A 13,636-nucleotide genomic window follows, 5' to 3' on the forward strand; every position below is an offset into this window, starting at 1 on the left:
TGCCGTCATGACTGAATCTCCCCTGCCCAAGATCAAGAAGATCGAGGATCTGCGCTCCCGCCGCTGGTTCGGCCCGGCGGATCTGCGCAGCTTCGGCCACCGCTCACGCGCCATGCAGATGGGCTACTCGCCCGAGGAATGGACCGGGCGGCCGATCATCGCCATCGTCAACACCTGGTCCGATCTGCAGCCCTGCCACAGCCACTTCAAGCAGCGCGTGGACGACGTGAAGCGCGGCATCCTGATGGCGGGCGGCTTCCCGGTGGAGCTGCCGGCCATCTCGGTCAGCGAGAGCTTCGTCAAGCCGACCACCATGCTCTACCGCAACATGCTTGCGATGGAGACGGAGGAGCTGTTGCGCAGCCACCCGATCGACGGCGCGGTGCTGATGGGCGGCTGCGACAAGACGACGCCGGCGCTGCTGCTGGGCGCCACCAGCATGAACATCCCCGCCATCTTCCTGCCCGCCGGCCCGATGCTGCGCGGCAACTGGGGCGGCAAGGTGCTCGGCTCCGGCTCGGATTCCTGGAAGTACTGGGATGAGCTGCGCGCCGGCAAGATCACCGACCAGGACTGGCTGGGCGTCGAGGGTGGCATCGCCCGCAGCTACGGCACCTGCATGACCATGGGCACCGCCTCCACCATGACCGCCATCGCGGAAGCGGTAGGCATGGTGCTGCCGGGCGGTTCCTCCGTCCCCGCCGCCGATGCGGGGCATATCCGCCTGGCGTCCGAATCCGGCCGCCGCATCGTGGACATGGTGTGGGAAGACCTGACGCCGCAGAAGATCCAGTCCAAGGCCGCCTTCGGCAACGCCATCGCCGTCGCCATGGCCATGGGCTGCTCCACCAACGCCATCATCCACCTGATCGCCATGGCGCGCCGCGCCGGGCAGGAGATCGGGCTGGAGGATTTCGAGACGTATTCCCGCAAGGTCCCCGTCATCGGCAACGTGCGCCCCTCGGGCAACACCTACCTGATGGAGGACTTCTTCTACGCCGGCGGCATCAAGGGCCTGATGGGCAACATCAAGGAACATCTTGATCTCACCTGCCTCACCGTGTCCGGCCGCACGATCGGCGAGAACATCGAAGGCGCCAAGATCTACAACGACGACGTCATCCGCCCCACCAGCAACCCGATCTATGGCGAGGGCTCGCTGGCCGTGCTGAAGGGCAACCTGGCGCCGGATGGCTGCGTCATCAAGCCGGCGGCGATGGACCAGAAGTTCCTGAAGCATTCAGGCCCCGCCGTGGTGTTCGACGACTACCCCTCCATGAAGAAGGCGGTGGACGACGAGAGCTACCCCTTCACGCCGGACAGCGTTCTGGTGCTGCGCAATGCCGGCCCGCAGGGCGGCCCGGGCATGCCCGAGTGGGGCATGCTGCCGATGCCGAAGAAGCTGCTGAAGGAAGGCTACCGCGACATGCTGCGCATGTCCGATGCCCGCATGTCCGGCACCTCCTACGGCGCCTGCGTGCTGCACGTCTCGCCGGAAGCCTATATCGGTGGCCCGCTGGCACTGCTGAAGACCGGCGATATCGTCGAGGTCGATGTCGATGCCCGCACCATCAACATGGTGGTCAGCGAGGAAGAGCTCGCCAGGCGCAGGGCCGAGTGGCAGGCGCCGCCGGTGCGCTACGAGCGTGGCTATGGCTGGATGTTCACCAAGCACATCCAGCAGGCCAACGAGGGTTGCGACTTCGACTTCCTGAAAACCGAATTCGGCCGCCCGGTCGATGAACCCGTGATCTTCTGAGGCCAGCGATGAGCATGAACCCCGATACCCGCGCCAAGCTGAAGAACGTCAGCACGGCGACGCTGGCCACCGCGCTGTACAAGCGCGGCTTCCGCAACCAGATGATCCAGGGCGTCCGCCCGGTGGGCGACAAGCCGCGCACCGAGAGCATGGTCGGCGAGGCCTTCACGCTGCGCTACATGCCGGCGCGCGAGGACCTGAACCAGCTGACCGTGTTCCGCGACCGTGGCCACCCGCAGCGCAAGGCCGTCGAGGAATGCCCACCCGGCGCCGTGATGGTGATGGACAGCCGCAAGGATGCCCGCGCGGCCTCCGCCGGCGGCATCCTCATCACGCGGCTGATGGTGCGCGGTGCGGCCGGCGTCGTCACCGATGGCGGCTTCCGTGATTCCGCCGAGATCGGCCATCTCGACATGCCGGCCTATCACAGCCGCCCCTCCGCGCCGACCAACCTGACGCTGCACCAGGCGATCGACATCAACGTGCCGATCGGCTGCGGCGACGCGCCGGTGTTCCCGGGCGACGTCATTGTCGGTGACTCGGATGGCGTCATCGTCATCCCCGCGCACCTGGCCGACGAGATCGCGACGGAGGCGGTCGAGATGACCGCGTTCGAGGATTTCGTGACGGAGAAGGTGCAAGGCGGCCAGAGCATCCTCGGCCTCTATCCGCCGACGGATGAGAGCAACCTCGAGACCTTCGCGGCGTGGCGGAAGGAAAAGGGGCGCTAAGACCCCGCGCTGCCACCAGCGAACAACAACCACAGGACCCCGGCCGCCACACACGCGGCGGCCGGGAGCCGGGCGTCCAGGGAAACACAACCATGAATCGTCGTCATCTGCTGCAGGTGGGCGCCCTTGCCGCGCCCGCGCTTCTTCTGGGCCGCGCGGCCCGGGCGGAGGATTGGCCCAACCGCCCCACCACCATGATGGTGCCCTTCGCGCCCGGCGGTTCCTCCGACATCATCGGCCGCGCTATGGCGCTGCGGATGTCCGAAGCCCTGGGCAAGCCCGTGGTGGTGGAGAACCGCCCCGGTGCTACCGGCGAGATCGGTGCCCGCCTGCTGGCCCGCGCCGCGCCGGATGGCTACCTGCTGATGGCGGCGCCGATCAGCACCTTCGCCATCAACAAGGCGCTGCGGCCCAATCTGGGCTACGACCCGGTCGCCGATTTCACCAACCTCACCCAGTCCGTCACCACGCCCAACGTGCTGGTGATCAACCCGAAGGTGCCGGCCAACAATCTGCAGGAACTGATCGCCTGGCTGAAGAAGGATGGCGCCCGCGCCTCCTATTCCAGCAGCGGCGTCGGCTCCTCCGACCACCTGACGATGGAACTGTTCAAGCAGTTGACGGGCACCGAACCGGCGCACGTGCCCTATTCCGGCGGCGGCCCGGCCACGACCGACCTGATCGCCGGCAATGTGCAGATGTCGTCCCAGAACCTGGGCTTCATCACGCCCTTCATCCGCGACAAGCAGGTGAAGGCCATCGCCGTCACGGCCACCGAGCGGCACGCGTTGCTGCCGGATGTACCGACCGCGGTGGAATCCGGCCTGGCCGATTTCGTCGTCTCCTCCTGGCAGGCAGTAGCGGCGCCGCCGAAGATGGCGCCGGCCCTGGTGGAGAAGGTGCACGCCGCCGTCGTCGCCTCCTTGCGGCATCCGGAGACGGTGAAGCAGATGAACGCCAACGGCTTCAGCGTCGTCGCCAGCACGCCGGCGGAGTTCGCCGAATTCCAGCGGAAGGAAATCGCCCGTTGGACCGAGGTGGTCCGCAAGGGGAACATCCGCGCCGAGTAACCGGCGCGGCGGCTTGCTGGGCGCCTTAGGCGGCGTCCAGAAAGCCGATCACCTCGGCGATGCGGCCTTCCTCATCAAGCCGCAGCACGTCGGAGCCTCGGGCCACAGGGGCACCACCCTCCGGCGCCAGCACCCAGCCGAAGCGCAGAAAGGCACCGTGCCCGTCGGGCACGCCACGCAGGCTGAAGCCGTGGCCGGGGAAGCTGGCCCGCGCCGCTTCGATCATCCCGGCGATGCCGTCCCGGCCTTCCGCCTGCATCATGGGGTCGGCATAGCGCGCCTGTTCGGCCCAGTTGCGCTCCATCAGCCGGCGGCGGCTGGCGATGTCGGGCTCGTTCCAGGCGGCCAGATAAGCCTCGGCCAGGGTGTTGCGGTCTTGCATGGCGGCGCTCCTCGGTTGCCGGAGCCATCCTCCGGTGCCGCAGCGATAGGTCTGGCGCCGGCAACGCCGCGATAACCTCGCAGGTCATGGCGGCGGCGCGCCGTCTTGCTAGGATGCGCGGCATGTCGATGACCCCACCACAGCCCACGGCCGGCGGCCTGCTGCGCGAGTGGCGGCTGCGGCGCAAGCGCAGCCAGTTGGACCTGGCGCTGGATGCCGAGATCTCCACCCGGCACCTGAGCTACGTGGAGACCGGCCGCGCCGCCGCCAGCCGGGACATGCTGCTGCGGCTGGCGCAGCATCTGGGCATGCCGCTGCGGCAGCAGAACCGCCTGCTGGTCGCCGGCGGCTTCGCGCCCCGCTATGCAGAGCGCCCGTTGCAGGCGGCCGAGATGCAAGCCGCCCGCAGCGCCGTGGACGCCATCCTGACAGGGCATGAGCCCTTCCCCGCCCTGGCGGTGGATCGGCACTGGACGCTGCTGGCCGCCAATGCCGCCGTGTCGCCACTGCTGCACGGCGTCGCCGCCAGCCTGCTGGCGCCGCCAGTGAACGTGCTGCGCCTCAGCCTGCACCCGGATGGGCTGGCGCATCGCATCGACAACCTGGCGGAATGGCGCGCGCATCTGCTGGAGCGGCTGCAGGGGCAGATTGACCATTCGGGCGACCCGGTGCTGGTGGCGCTGTTGGCCGAGCTGGCGGCCTATCCCCGCCCGGCCGCGCCGCCTCAGCTGCCCGCCACCGATGCCATCGCGGTGAGGCTGCGGCTACGGCTGCCGGGGCAGGCCACGGTGCTGTCCTTCCTCTCCACCACCACGGTATTTGGCACGCCAGTGGATGTCACCCTCTCCGAATTGGCGCTGGAATGCTTCTACCCAGCGGACGAGGCCACCCGCGCCGCGCTGACCCAGGCAAGGGAGATCCAGAGATGAGCGTCGTCTACACCATCGGCTTCCAGGTTCTGCCCGCGCAGCTGGAGCGCTTCCAGGCGTTGCTGAACGGCGTGCTGAATGCGATGCGCCTGGAGGCCACCTTCATTCACGCCGTGCTGCACCGGGACCCTGAGGACCCGTTCCGCTTCATGCTGTACGAGACCTGGGCCGACCATGAGGACGTGCTGGCCGTACAACTGCACCGCCCCTACCGCACCGAATGGCACGCGGCGTTGCCGGAGTTGCTGGCCGGGCCGAGGGAGGTGTCGATGTGGCAGCCGATCCGGGCGGACGGCGCCATCGGGGCGTGAAAAAGGCCGGGGACGTATCGTCCCCGGCCTGTTCCGCCGCGTCGCTCAGTCGAAACTGAGGAAGCCGGGCATGCCGCTGATCGGCGGTGCCGCCCGCAGCTTCGCCAGGTCCGGCACCGGGCGCGCCAGCGTGGCATCGCCGGCCACCGCGGCCTCGATGGCGGCGGCGACGGCCACCACCAGCGCATCCCCGCCGCGTGGGCCGACGATCTGCAGGCCGAAGGGCATGCCCGCCTTGTCCACGCCCAGCGGCAGGCTCAGCGCCGGGTGGCCCGGCAGCGTCACCGCATAGGCGTTGGCCAGCCAGTGGAAGTAGGTGCGCGTCGGCTTGCCGTCGATCTCGGACGGCGCCAGCTCACTCCACGGGCGGGGCGAGAGGGTGATGGCGGGCGCCAGGATGATGTCCGTGCCGCTGGCGAAGAAGGCCTGCCAGCGCTGGTAGATATCCGTCTGCAACACGCTGGCGCGCGCCACGTCGGCGGCCGAGTAGTTCCAGCCCCGCTCCACATCCGCGCGCACGTTGGGGCCGACGCTGTTGGGATCCTTCTTCAGCCGGTCGCTGAAGCCGGCGAGGAAGCTGACGGCGCGCAGCACCTCGAACGCCTCGTCCGAGCCGGTGCAGTCCGGGCTCTTGTCCTCCACCGTGGCGAAGAGCGGGCTGAGCGCGGCGATGCGGGAGGCGAAGACCTCGCGGATATGGTTCTCGGTCGGCGCGAAGCCGAAATCCGGCGTGGCGGCGACGTTGAGGCAGGAGAGGTCGATCGCCTCGTGCCACGCCATGCCGCGCCGCACGTCCATGTCCGGCAGGGTGTAGGACAGCGGGTCCACCCCCTCGTCCCCCGCCATGGCAGAGAGCATCAGCGCCAGATCGCCTACGTTGCGCGCCATCGGGCCCAACACGGACAGGCCGGACCAGCCGAGGCGGCGGCGGCTGTTCGGCACCAGCCCCGGGCTGGGGCGGAAGCCGACGATGCCGTTGAACGCCGCCGGGTTGCGCAGCGAGCCGCCGGTATCGGAGCCCGTCGCCAGCGGCACCATGTTCGTGGCCAGCACGACGCCTGAGCCGCCGGAGGAGCCGGCAGCGGATTTCGTCGGGTCGAACGGATTGCCGGTGGCACCGTAGATGGCGTTGCGGGTGTTGGCGCCGGCACCGAATTCCGGCGTGTTGGTCTTGCCGAAGATGATGCCGCCCGCGTCCCGCAGATCGGCGACGTGGTTGTCGTCCTTCTCCGGGATGTTGTCTTTGTACAGCGGGCTACCGAAGGTGGTGACGAGCCCGGCGGTGGAATCCAGGTCCTTGATGCCGATGGGCAGGCCATGCAGCACGCCCAGCGTGTCGCCGCGCATCACCGCCGCCTCGGCTTCCTTCGCGGCCTTGCGGGCGCCTTGCTCGTCCACCGCCACCATGGCGTTGACGGCGTGGTTCACCTCGCCCACGCGCCGGAGGCAGGATTCCACCAGCTCGACGGGCGAAAGCTTCTTGGTCCCGATCAGCTGGCGCGCCTGGACGGCGGTAAGGTCGCAGGGCTCGGTCATGCAGCGATATCCTTGAAAGTCACGAGATCAGTAACCGAGGGCACAGCCATCCTTGCGCGGGTCGGACCCACCGATCAGCACGCCCCGCTCATGGTCGATCAGGATGGCCTGGCCGCCGCCATGCGGCTTGTCGATCAGCTCCGGCGTGTGGCCAAGGCGGGAGAGCTGGTCGACGACCGAGGACGGGATGCCGCGCTCGATCTGCACCTTGCCGGCGTAGGGGAACAGGCGCGGCAGATCGAGCGCCGCCTGAACGTCCAGCCCGTATTCGAAGTGATTGCTCAGGAACAGCGTCTGGCCCATCGGCTGGAAGTGGCCGCCCATGACGCCGTAGGGCATCAGCGCACGGCCGTTCTCCATGACCATGCCGGGGATGATGGTATGCATCGGCCGCTTGTTGGGGGCGATGCAGTTGGGGTGGCCGTCCTGCAGGCGGAAGCCGTAGCCGCGGTTCTGCAGCATCACGCCGCTCTGCTCGGCCAGGATGCCGGAGCCGAAGCTCTCGAACAGCGAGTTGATGAAGGAGCAGGCGTTGCCGTCCTCATCCACCACGCAGAGATACACCGTGTCCCGGTGCACCGGCAGGTACTCGGCCAGGCCGGCGGGCGGCAGCTCCCGCATCGCCTTCTCGTCGTCGATCAGCGCGCGCAGCTTGGTGGTGTACTCGGCCGAGGTCAGCTTCGCCACCGGCACCTCGACCTGGGAGGGATCGGCCAGGAAGGCGTCCCGGTCCCGGTAGGCCAGGCGCGCGGTTTCGACGTGCCGGTGCAGGCGGGTGGCGGAGAGCGGGCCACCTTCCGGCGTCTCGCACTGCCCCAGCACGCCCAGCATGGACAGCACCAACAGGCCGGACCCGTTGGGCGGGCACTGGTAGACGTCCAGCCCCTTCCAGTTGGCGTGGATCGGCTCGACGAACTCGGCCACGTCCAGGCCGTTGGCGAAATCCGCCTCAGTATGCGTGCCGCCGGCGGCGCGCAGCGTGGCCACCATGTCGGCCGCGATCTCGCCCTCATAGAAAGCACGGGCGCCGTTCTCGCCGATGGCGCGCAGCGTCTTGCCCAGCGTCTTCTGGTAGAACACGTCGCCCACCGCCGGGGCCTTGCCGTCCTTCAGGAAATTCCGGCTGGCGGCGGCGTTCTTCTTCAGCTTGGGCGTGGCGGCTTCCCAATCCGAATGCACACGCGGGTGTACCGGGTGGCCTTCCTCGGCCAGACGGATGGCCGGGGCCAGGATGCGGTCCAACGGCATGCGGCCATAGGCAGCGTTCAGCTTGGCCCAGGCCGATACGGCGCCTGGGACGGTGACGGAGTGGGCGGAGGTCGGGTCCATCGCCGTCAGCCCGTCCGCGCGCAGCTTCTCCGGCGTCGCGCCGGCGGGCGCGCGGCCGGAGCCGTTCATGGCCACCACCTTGCCCTGGCCGGCGGGGGCGTAGAGGCAGAAGCAGTCACCGCCGATGCCGGTCGATTGCGGCTCCACCACCGCCAGCACGGCGCAGGCGGCGATGGCGGCGTCCAGCGCATTGCCGCCGGCCCGCAGGATATCGACGGCCGCCAGCGTCGCCGCCGGCATCGAGGTCGCGGCCATCCCCCGCGTGGCAAGGACGGGGCTGCGGCCGGGGGCATGGAAATCGCGCATGTTCAACTCTCGATAGCGGCGGGAAAACTTTGCTCGCGGAACGCTGACACGACATGGCCGCCGCGTCCATCCGCCCCGCCCCGCTTTGCGCCCGGCCCTTTGTCCTCTTCCCTTCCCGGCGATGAACGCGCTATCCGAAAGGAATGACAGGCACAGCCACCATCGAGGATCTCGATCGTCTCGACATTCGTGTCGGCACCATCGTCGACGCCCAGCCGCTGGAGGGCGCGAAGAAACCCGCCTACCGGCTGGATATCGACTTCGGGCCGGGAATCGGGGTGAAGCGTTCCTCCGCGCAGATCACCGTGCATTACGCGGCGGAAAAGCTGATCGGCCGGCAGGTGCTGGGCGTCGTCAACTTCCCGCCGCGCCGCATCGCCGGGTTCGAGAGCGAGGTCCTGACCCTGGGCCTGCCGGACGAAGATGGCGCGGTGGTCCTTCTCCGCCCCGATATCGCCGTCCCGAATGGCGGCAGGATGTTCTGAATGGCTCCGCGCTACTACACGGTCTCCTGGGACCAGCTTCACCGTGACGGCAAGGCGCTGGCCTGGCGGCTGGTGGACAGAGGCCCCTGGCAAGGCATCGTCGCCATCACGCGCGGCGGGCTGATCCCCGCCGCCATCGTGGCGCGGGAACTGGATTGCCGGCTGATCGAGAGCGTCTCGATCGTCACCTACGACGAGGAAGTGAAGGGCGAGCCGGTCGTGGCCAAGTCCCCCGTCGCCGCCGGCGATGGCGAGGGCTGGCTGGTGCTGGACGACCTGGTCGATACCGGCACGACGCTGAAGGTGGTGCGGGCCCTGCTGCCCAAGGCGCACTACGCCACCGTCTACGCCAAGCCCGCCGGCAAGCCGCTGGTGGATACCTTCGTCACCGAGGTGAGCCAGGATACCTGGATCCTGTTCCCCTGGGATACCGAGCAGCAATTCGTGCCGCCCATCGCCAAGGCAAACGCCACGAAGTGATGCGGCGCCCGCCCCGGAATGCCGGGGCGGGCCGTCCCGCCGCCGTCAGTAGCCCCGCTTGGGGATGACGCGGTTGGGCATCTCCTGGCCCTGGCGGGCCAGGCGCAGGTTCTGGAACAGGATGTCCAGGCTGTTGTCGTTGTAGGTGTTCGGGTCGTCGGCCGACATGTGCGGCGTGACGAACATGCCCGGGGTGGACCACAGGCGGTGGCCAGGCGGCATCGGCTCCGGCACCATCACATCGGTCACGGCGCCATCCAGGTGGCCGGATTCCAGCGCGTCGCACACCGCATCCTGGTCCCACACCGCGCCGCGGGCGATGTTGACCAGCTTGGCGCCCTTGGGCAGCAGGCCCAGGCGCCGGCGGTCCAGCAACCCGGTGGTCTCGGGCGTCAGCGGGCAGGCCAGCACCAGGAACTCGGCCTCCGGCAGCACCGTGTCCAGCGCATCCTGCGCCACCACCTGCCGGCAGGCCGGGTGCGGCCGGGCGGTGTTGCGCACGCCGGTGACGACCATGCCGAACTGCGCCGCACGCTCCGCCACCGCGCCGCCGAGCGAGCCCAGCCCGACCACGACCAGCTTGCGCCCCGCCAGTACGGAGCCGAAGCGCGGCGCCCATTCGCCGCGCTGCTGCGCCTGGGCGAAGAAGGGGATGTGGTTGGCCAGCATCAGCAGCGCCATCAGGCCGAACTCGCCGGCTTTGGCGGCGTGGGTGCCGCGGTTGTTCAGCAGCGCCACGTCGTCCGGCAGCCAGGCGAAGGGGGCCAGCCGGTCCAGCCCGGCCGAGGTGCAGAAGATGGTCCGCAACTTCGGCGCCAGCGCCTTCAGCCCACCCTGGCTGAAGCGCGCATGCACCACCTTGGTCCAGGTGATCAGCAGCTCGGCCTCGCCGATCGCGGCGGCGAAGCCGGCATCGTCATGCGCGAAGCTGGGCTGCAACCCGGCCATGTCCGGGTTCCGGGCCAGGGCGGCAGCCCATTGCTCCGGCGTCAGGGGGAAGATCGATTCGGCTTCGGGGTTTTGTATGTGGATCCGCATGGCCGGCAACCTGCCATGGCTGCGCGGCGCCTCCAAGACAGGCTGTTCCGCACCCGGCTTGACAGCGGTCGGGTTAAGGCCCGGGAATGCGCTCCCCGCATCGCAACATCCAGGATTCGCTGTCATGCCCATTGGTATTCGTCAGGTGGTGCCAGCGGCCCTTGCCGCCTTGCTGGCAGCGCCCGTGCTGCCCGCCGCCGCCCAGAACCTGACCGTCGGCATCCAGGGCGAGCCCAGTACGCTGGACCCGCAGTTCAACCTGCTGGGCACCAACACCTCGGCGCTGCGGAACATCTACGACACGCTGGTGCTGCGGGACCCGCAATTGCAGGTGCAGCCCGGCCTGGCGGAATCCTGGCGCGCAGTGGACGAGACGACCTGGGAGTTCAAGCTGCGCCCCGGCGTCACCTTCCATGACGGCAGCCCGCTGACGGCTGAGGACGTGCGTTTCAGCATCGCCCGCGTGCCGTCCATCCCGAACAACCCGAACAGCTATTCCACCTACATCCAAGGCATCAAGGAAGTGCAGGTAGTGGACCCGCTGACGGTCCGCTTCCTGACCGACGGGCCGGTGCCGCTGCTGCCGGTGAACCTGACCAGCATCTTCATCATCTCCGGCGCCAAGGGGCCGCAGGCGAACAGCGCCTTCAACAACGGCAGCGCCGCCATCGGCACCGGGCCGTACCGCTTCGTCTCCTGGCAGCCGGGCCAGCCGCTGGTGCTAGACCGCTCCGACACCTATTACGGCACCAAGCCGGACTGGGCGCGCGTCAGCTTCCGCCCCATCCCCAGCGACGGCGCCCGCGTCGGCGCGCTGCTGGCGGGCGACGTGGACTTCATCAACGCCGTGCCCCTGCAGGACGTGGCGCGGCTGGAGCGTGAGGGCGCCGGCCAGCGCTACAAGGTGTTCGGCGGCGTCTCCTCCTACGTCTACATGCTGTTCCCGGAACTGGGTAAGGACAGCATGCCCAATCTCCGCAACGCCCAGGGCCAGCCGCTGACCACCAACCCGTGGCAGGATGCGCGGGTGCGCCAGGCGGTCTCCCTCGCGCTCAACCGGCAGACCATCGTGGACCGGTTGATGGAGGGCCATGCCCGCGTGGCCAACCAGGCCATCCCTGCCGGCTTCTTCGGCCATTCCGAGAACATCCCCGCCGCGCGGTTCGACCTGGAGCGCGCCCGCGCGCTGCTGACCGAGGCGGGATATCCGCAGGGCTTCCAGACCAGCCTTTCCTGCCCCAGCGACCGCTTCGTCAACGACAGCAAGATCTGCGAGGCCGTGGCGCAGCAGCTGCAGCGCGTCGGCATCAAGATCGACCTGAACGTGATGCCCCGCGCCACCTTCTTCCCCGCCCGCATGCGGCGCGAATGGCCGATGCACGCCGCCGGCTGGGGCAGCCTGACGGGTGAGAGCAGCTACTTCCTTACCAGCCAGATCCATACGCCGAACCGCGAGATGGGCCTCGGCGCCATCAACTATTCCGGCATCTCCGTCCCTGCCATCGACACGCTGATCCAGCAGGGCCGCCGCACGCTGGACAATGATGCGCGCCGCAAGATCCTGGAGCAGGCGATGGAGCAGACCATGGCGCAGAACCTGGTGATCCCCATCCTCACCTTCGAATCCCTCTGGGCCGGCCGTGGGGACCGCGTGAGCTTCACCCCGCGCGCGGATGAGGAGACGCTGGCCATCGAGATCCGGCGCCGCAACTGATGACCGTCCCGATCGACCTGTCCGGCCGCCGCGTGCTCGTCACCGGCGCCGGCACGGAAGGGATAGGCCGCGCAGCGGCCCGGATGCTGGCGCAAGCCGGCGCCCGGGTGGCCGTGCACCACCTGGCGGAAGCCGAGGCCGCCACGGCCCTGGCGGAGGAACTGGGCGGCGTCGTGCTGCAGGCCGACCTCGCGGATGCCGCCGCCGCTGCCGCCCTGCCGCACCGCGCGGCGGAAGCGCTAGGAGGGCTGGACATCCTGGTGGGCAATGCCGGCCTGCTGCTGCGCAAGCCGCTGGCCGAGACCACCGACGAGGAATTCGCCCGCGTCCATGCCATCAACCTCGCCGCCGGCTTCGCGCTGGGGCGGGAGGCCGCAGGGCTGATGCGCGCGGCCGGCCAGGGCGGGCGCATCATCTACACATCCTCGGTCAACCAGTGGATGCCCAATCCTGGGCTGGTCGCCTATGGCAGCGCCAAGGGCGGGCTGATGCAGCTGGCACGGCAGATGGCGCTGGAACTGGCGGTGGATGGCATCACCGTCAACCTCGTCGCCCCCGGCACCATCGAGACCGATTTCAACCGCGCGGCGCGGGCGGACCCGAACTGGCGGGTGCAGAAGCTGGCGTTGATCCCCGCCGCCCGCACCGGCACGCCGGAGGACGTGGCCGGCGCCATCCTGTTCCTGGCCAGCGACCTCTCCGCCTATGTCACCGGCAGCACCATCACCGTCGATGGTGGCCTGTCCCTGATGGGCATGCGGCCGTGAGCGAGCTGTGGGAAGCCTATGCCATCCGCTACGCGGAGGATCTGAACCGCCGCGCCAGCCAGACCTTCCTGGGCGGCGCCGGAGGGGATGCGCTGACGCCCTTCGCCTACCAGGCTTTCCTGCTGCGCGGGCCGCTCGGCTGGGTCGCCTTCGATACGGGCGCCGACGAAGCCGCCTGCGCCCGCTACGGCAAGACGTTCGTGCAGGGCCTGCCGCTTGCGCTGCAATTGCTTGGGATCGACCCCGGCACGGTGCGGCACGTCATCCAGACGCACCTGCACTGGGACCATGCCGGACAGCCGGACCTGTTCCCCGCCGCCACCTTCCACATGCAGGCGCGGGAGATGGCCTACGTCACCGGCCCCGCCATGCAGCACGCGGTGCTGCGCGCCGGGTACCAGGTGGCGGAGATCGCGGCGCATGTGGCGTTGCTGCATGCGGGCCGGATGCGCCTGCATGATGGCGAGGTCGCGCTGGCCCCCGGGCTGACCCTGCACCATGCCGGCGGCCACACCGATGGCCTGCAATTCGCCCGGCTGCGGACGCGGCGTGGCTGGATGGTGCTGGCTGGCGACGTGGTGGCCACCCGCGCGCATCTGGAACGCCGGGTCCCCTTCCCCGCCCTCTACCATGTGGGCGACGCGCTGGCGGGGTTCGATGCCTGCCTCGCCCTGGCCGATGCGCCGGAGATGGTGATCCCGGCCCATGACCCCTGGGTGGCCGAGGCCCACCCCGCCGCCTGCGCCGGGGGCGAAGGCTGGCTGGTGCGCCTGGACTGACGGGGCGGCTGCGGCGCCGC

At 69.3% G+C, this 13,636-nt stretch carries 14 protein-coding genes; 10 read left to right on the forward strand and 4 right to left on the reverse strand.

Features of this window, described 5'->3' with window-relative positions; genetic code table 11:
- Window positions 1–7: 7 nt before the first annotated feature.
- The 3 genes from araD (at window position 8) to IBL26_RS06650 (ending at window position 3,560) form a co-directional block, all read left to right on the forward strand.
- Window positions 8–1,759 (forward strand): L-arabinonate dehydratase, encoded by a 1,752-nt coding sequence (araD, locus tag IBL26_RS06640; protein WP_187783688.1) that lies wholly within the window; start codon window positions 8–10, stop codon window positions 1,757–1,759.
- Between the two features lie 8 nt (window positions 1,760–1,767).
- Window positions 1,768–2,490, forward strand: coding sequence for a ribonuclease activity regulator RraA (locus tag IBL26_RS06645; RefSeq protein ID WP_187783689.1), 723 nt, complete (start codon window positions 1,768–1,770; stop codon window positions 2,488–2,490).
- Window positions 2,491–2,582: 92 nt separating this feature from the next.
- Window positions 2,583–3,560 carry a Bug family tripartite tricarboxylate transporter substrate binding protein gene (locus IBL26_RS06650; protein WP_187783690.1) on the forward strand — a complete coding sequence of 326 codons (978 nt, stop codon included), beginning with the start codon at window positions 2,583–2,585 and terminating at the stop codon, window positions 3,558–3,560.
- A 25-nt stretch (window positions 3,561–3,585) separates the two neighbouring features.
- Here IBL26_RS06650 and IBL26_RS06655 read toward each other — a convergent pair whose 3' ends face one another.
- Window positions 3,586–3,942, reverse strand: a complete 357-nt coding sequence (locus IBL26_RS06655) for a nuclear transport factor 2 family protein (RefSeq protein WP_187783691.1) — start codon at window positions 3,940–3,942, stop codon at window positions 3,586–3,588.
- A gap of 122 nt (window positions 3,943–4,064) precedes the next feature.
- Between IBL26_RS06655 and IBL26_RS06660 the strand changes: the two genes are divergently transcribed.
- Window positions 4,065–4,871: a helix-turn-helix domain-containing protein gene (locus IBL26_RS06660; protein ID WP_241749097.1), complete on the forward strand. Its 807-nt coding sequence runs from the start codon at window positions 4,065–4,067 to the stop codon at window positions 4,869–4,871.
- Complete coding sequence (locus IBL26_RS06665; RefSeq protein WP_187783692.1) at window positions 4,868–5,182, forward strand: putative quinol monooxygenase; 315 nt, start codon at window positions 4,868–4,870, stop codon at window positions 5,180–5,182. The genes IBL26_RS06660 and IBL26_RS06665 overlap by 4 nt, the downstream gene beginning before the upstream one ends.
- Window positions 5,183–5,227: 45 nt before the next feature.
- On the opposite strand, the gene IBL26_RS06670 is transcribed toward IBL26_RS06665, so the two are convergent.
- Both IBL26_RS06670 and IBL26_RS06675 read right to left on the reverse strand, forming a co-directional pair.
- Entirely contained in the window at window positions 5,228–6,718 is a 1,491-nt protein-coding gene (locus tag IBL26_RS06670; RefSeq protein ID WP_187783693.1) for an amidase, read from the reverse strand.
- Between the two features lie 27 nt (window positions 6,719–6,745).
- On the reverse strand, window positions 6,746–8,353 hold the full coding sequence (locus IBL26_RS06675) for a gamma-glutamyltransferase family protein (RefSeq protein ID WP_187783694.1): 1,608 nt from the start codon (window positions 8,351–8,353) through the stop codon (window positions 6,746–6,748).
- Between the two features lie 143 nt (window positions 8,354–8,496).
- Here IBL26_RS06675 and IBL26_RS06680 point away from each other — a divergent pair, with 143 nt between their 5' ends.
- Window positions 8,497–8,838 (forward strand): tRNA-binding protein, encoded by a 342-nt coding sequence (locus IBL26_RS06680; protein WP_187783695.1) that lies wholly within the window; start codon window positions 8,497–8,499, stop codon window positions 8,836–8,838.
- On the forward strand, window positions 8,839–9,318 hold the full coding sequence (gene gpt, locus IBL26_RS06685; protein WP_187783696.1) for a xanthine phosphoribosyltransferase: 480 nt from the start codon (window positions 8,839–8,841) through the stop codon (window positions 9,316–9,318).
- Between the two features lie 45 nt (window positions 9,319–9,363).
- Here the strand turns inward: gpt and IBL26_RS06690 are convergent, their stop codons facing one another.
- Window positions 9,364–10,356, reverse strand: a complete 993-nt coding sequence (locus IBL26_RS06690) for a D-2-hydroxyacid dehydrogenase (RefSeq protein ID WP_187783697.1) — start codon at window positions 10,354–10,356, stop codon at window positions 9,364–9,366.
- A 124-nt stretch (window positions 10,357–10,480) separates the two neighbouring features.
- Here IBL26_RS06690 and IBL26_RS06695 point away from each other — a divergent pair, with 124 nt between their 5' ends.
- From IBL26_RS06695 to IBL26_RS06705, 3 genes are read left to right on the forward strand one after another with little or no spacing between them, the layout of a single operon-like run.
- Complete coding sequence (locus tag IBL26_RS06695) at window positions 10,481–12,070, forward strand: ABC transporter substrate-binding protein (RefSeq protein ID WP_187783698.1); 1,590 nt, start codon at window positions 10,481–10,483, stop codon at window positions 12,068–12,070.
- Window positions 12,070–12,837, forward strand: a complete 768-nt coding sequence (locus IBL26_RS06700) for an SDR family NAD(P)-dependent oxidoreductase (RefSeq protein WP_187783699.1) — start codon at window positions 12,070–12,072, stop codon at window positions 12,835–12,837. The genes IBL26_RS06695 and IBL26_RS06700 overlap by 1 nt, the downstream gene beginning before the upstream one ends.
- Window positions 12,834–13,616, forward strand: coding sequence for an N-acyl homoserine lactonase family protein (locus IBL26_RS06705; protein WP_187783700.1), 783 nt, complete (start codon window positions 12,834–12,836; stop codon window positions 13,614–13,616). Before IBL26_RS06700 ends, IBL26_RS06705 begins: the two co-directional genes overlap by 4 nt.
- Window positions 13,617–13,636 lie beyond the last annotated feature (20 nt).

Origin of the sequence: Teichococcus aerophilus, from assembly GCF_014490485.1 — a bacterium.
Taxonomy (GTDB): domain Bacteria; phylum Pseudomonadota; class Alphaproteobacteria; order Acetobacterales; family Acetobacteraceae; genus Pseudoroseomonas; species Pseudoroseomonas aerophila.

What these genes read in the sequence shown, in the direction of transcription:
- IBL26_RS06675 (WP_187783694.1), bottom strand. Translation starts at nt 8,353, where the DNA reads ATGCGCGATTTCCATGCCCCCGGCCGCAGCCCCGTCCTTGCCACGCGG.
- IBL26_RS06690 (WP_187783697.1), bottom strand. Translation starts at nt 10,356, where the DNA reads ATGCGGATCCACATACAAAACCCCGAAGCCGAATCGATCTTCCCCCTG.
- IBL26_RS06650 (WP_187783690.1), top strand. Translation starts at nt 2,583, where the DNA reads ATGAATCGTCGTCATCTGCTGCAGGTGGGCGCCCTTGCCGCGCCCGCG.
- IBL26_RS06680 (WP_187783695.1), top strand. Translation starts at nt 8,497, where the DNA reads ATGACAGGCACAGCCACCATCGAGGATCTCGATCGTCTCGACATTCGT.
- araD (WP_187783688.1), top strand. Translation starts at nt 8, where the DNA reads ATGACTGAATCTCCCCTGCCCAAGATCAAGAAGATCGAGGATCTGCGC.
- IBL26_RS06670 (WP_187783693.1), bottom strand. Translation starts at nt 6,718, where the DNA reads ATGACCGAGCCCTGCGACCTTACCGCCGTCCAGGCGCGCCAGCTGATC.
- IBL26_RS06645 (WP_187783689.1), top strand. Translation starts at nt 1,768, where the DNA reads ATGAGCATGAACCCCGATACCCGCGCCAAGCTGAAGAACGTCAGCACG.
- IBL26_RS06660 (WP_241749097.1), top strand. Translation starts at nt 4,065, where the DNA reads ATGTCGATGACCCCACCACAGCCCACGGCCGGCGGCCTGCTGCGCGAG.
- IBL26_RS06695 (WP_187783698.1), top strand. Translation starts at nt 10,481, where the DNA reads ATGCCCATTGGTATTCGTCAGGTGGTGCCAGCGGCCCTTGCCGCCTTG.
- IBL26_RS06700 (WP_187783699.1), top strand. Translation starts at nt 12,070, where the DNA reads ATGACCGTCCCGATCGACCTGTCCGGCCGCCGCGTGCTCGTCACCGGC.
- IBL26_RS06665 (WP_187783692.1), top strand. Translation starts at nt 4,868, where the DNA reads ATGAGCGTCGTCTACACCATCGGCTTCCAGGTTCTGCCCGCGCAGCTG.
- gpt (WP_187783696.1), top strand. Translation starts at nt 8,839, where the DNA reads ATGGCTCCGCGCTACTACACGGTCTCCTGGGACCAGCTTCACCGTGAC.
- IBL26_RS06655 (WP_187783691.1), bottom strand. Translation starts at nt 3,942, where the DNA reads ATGCAAGACCGCAACACCCTGGCCGAGGCTTATCTGGCCGCCTGGAAC.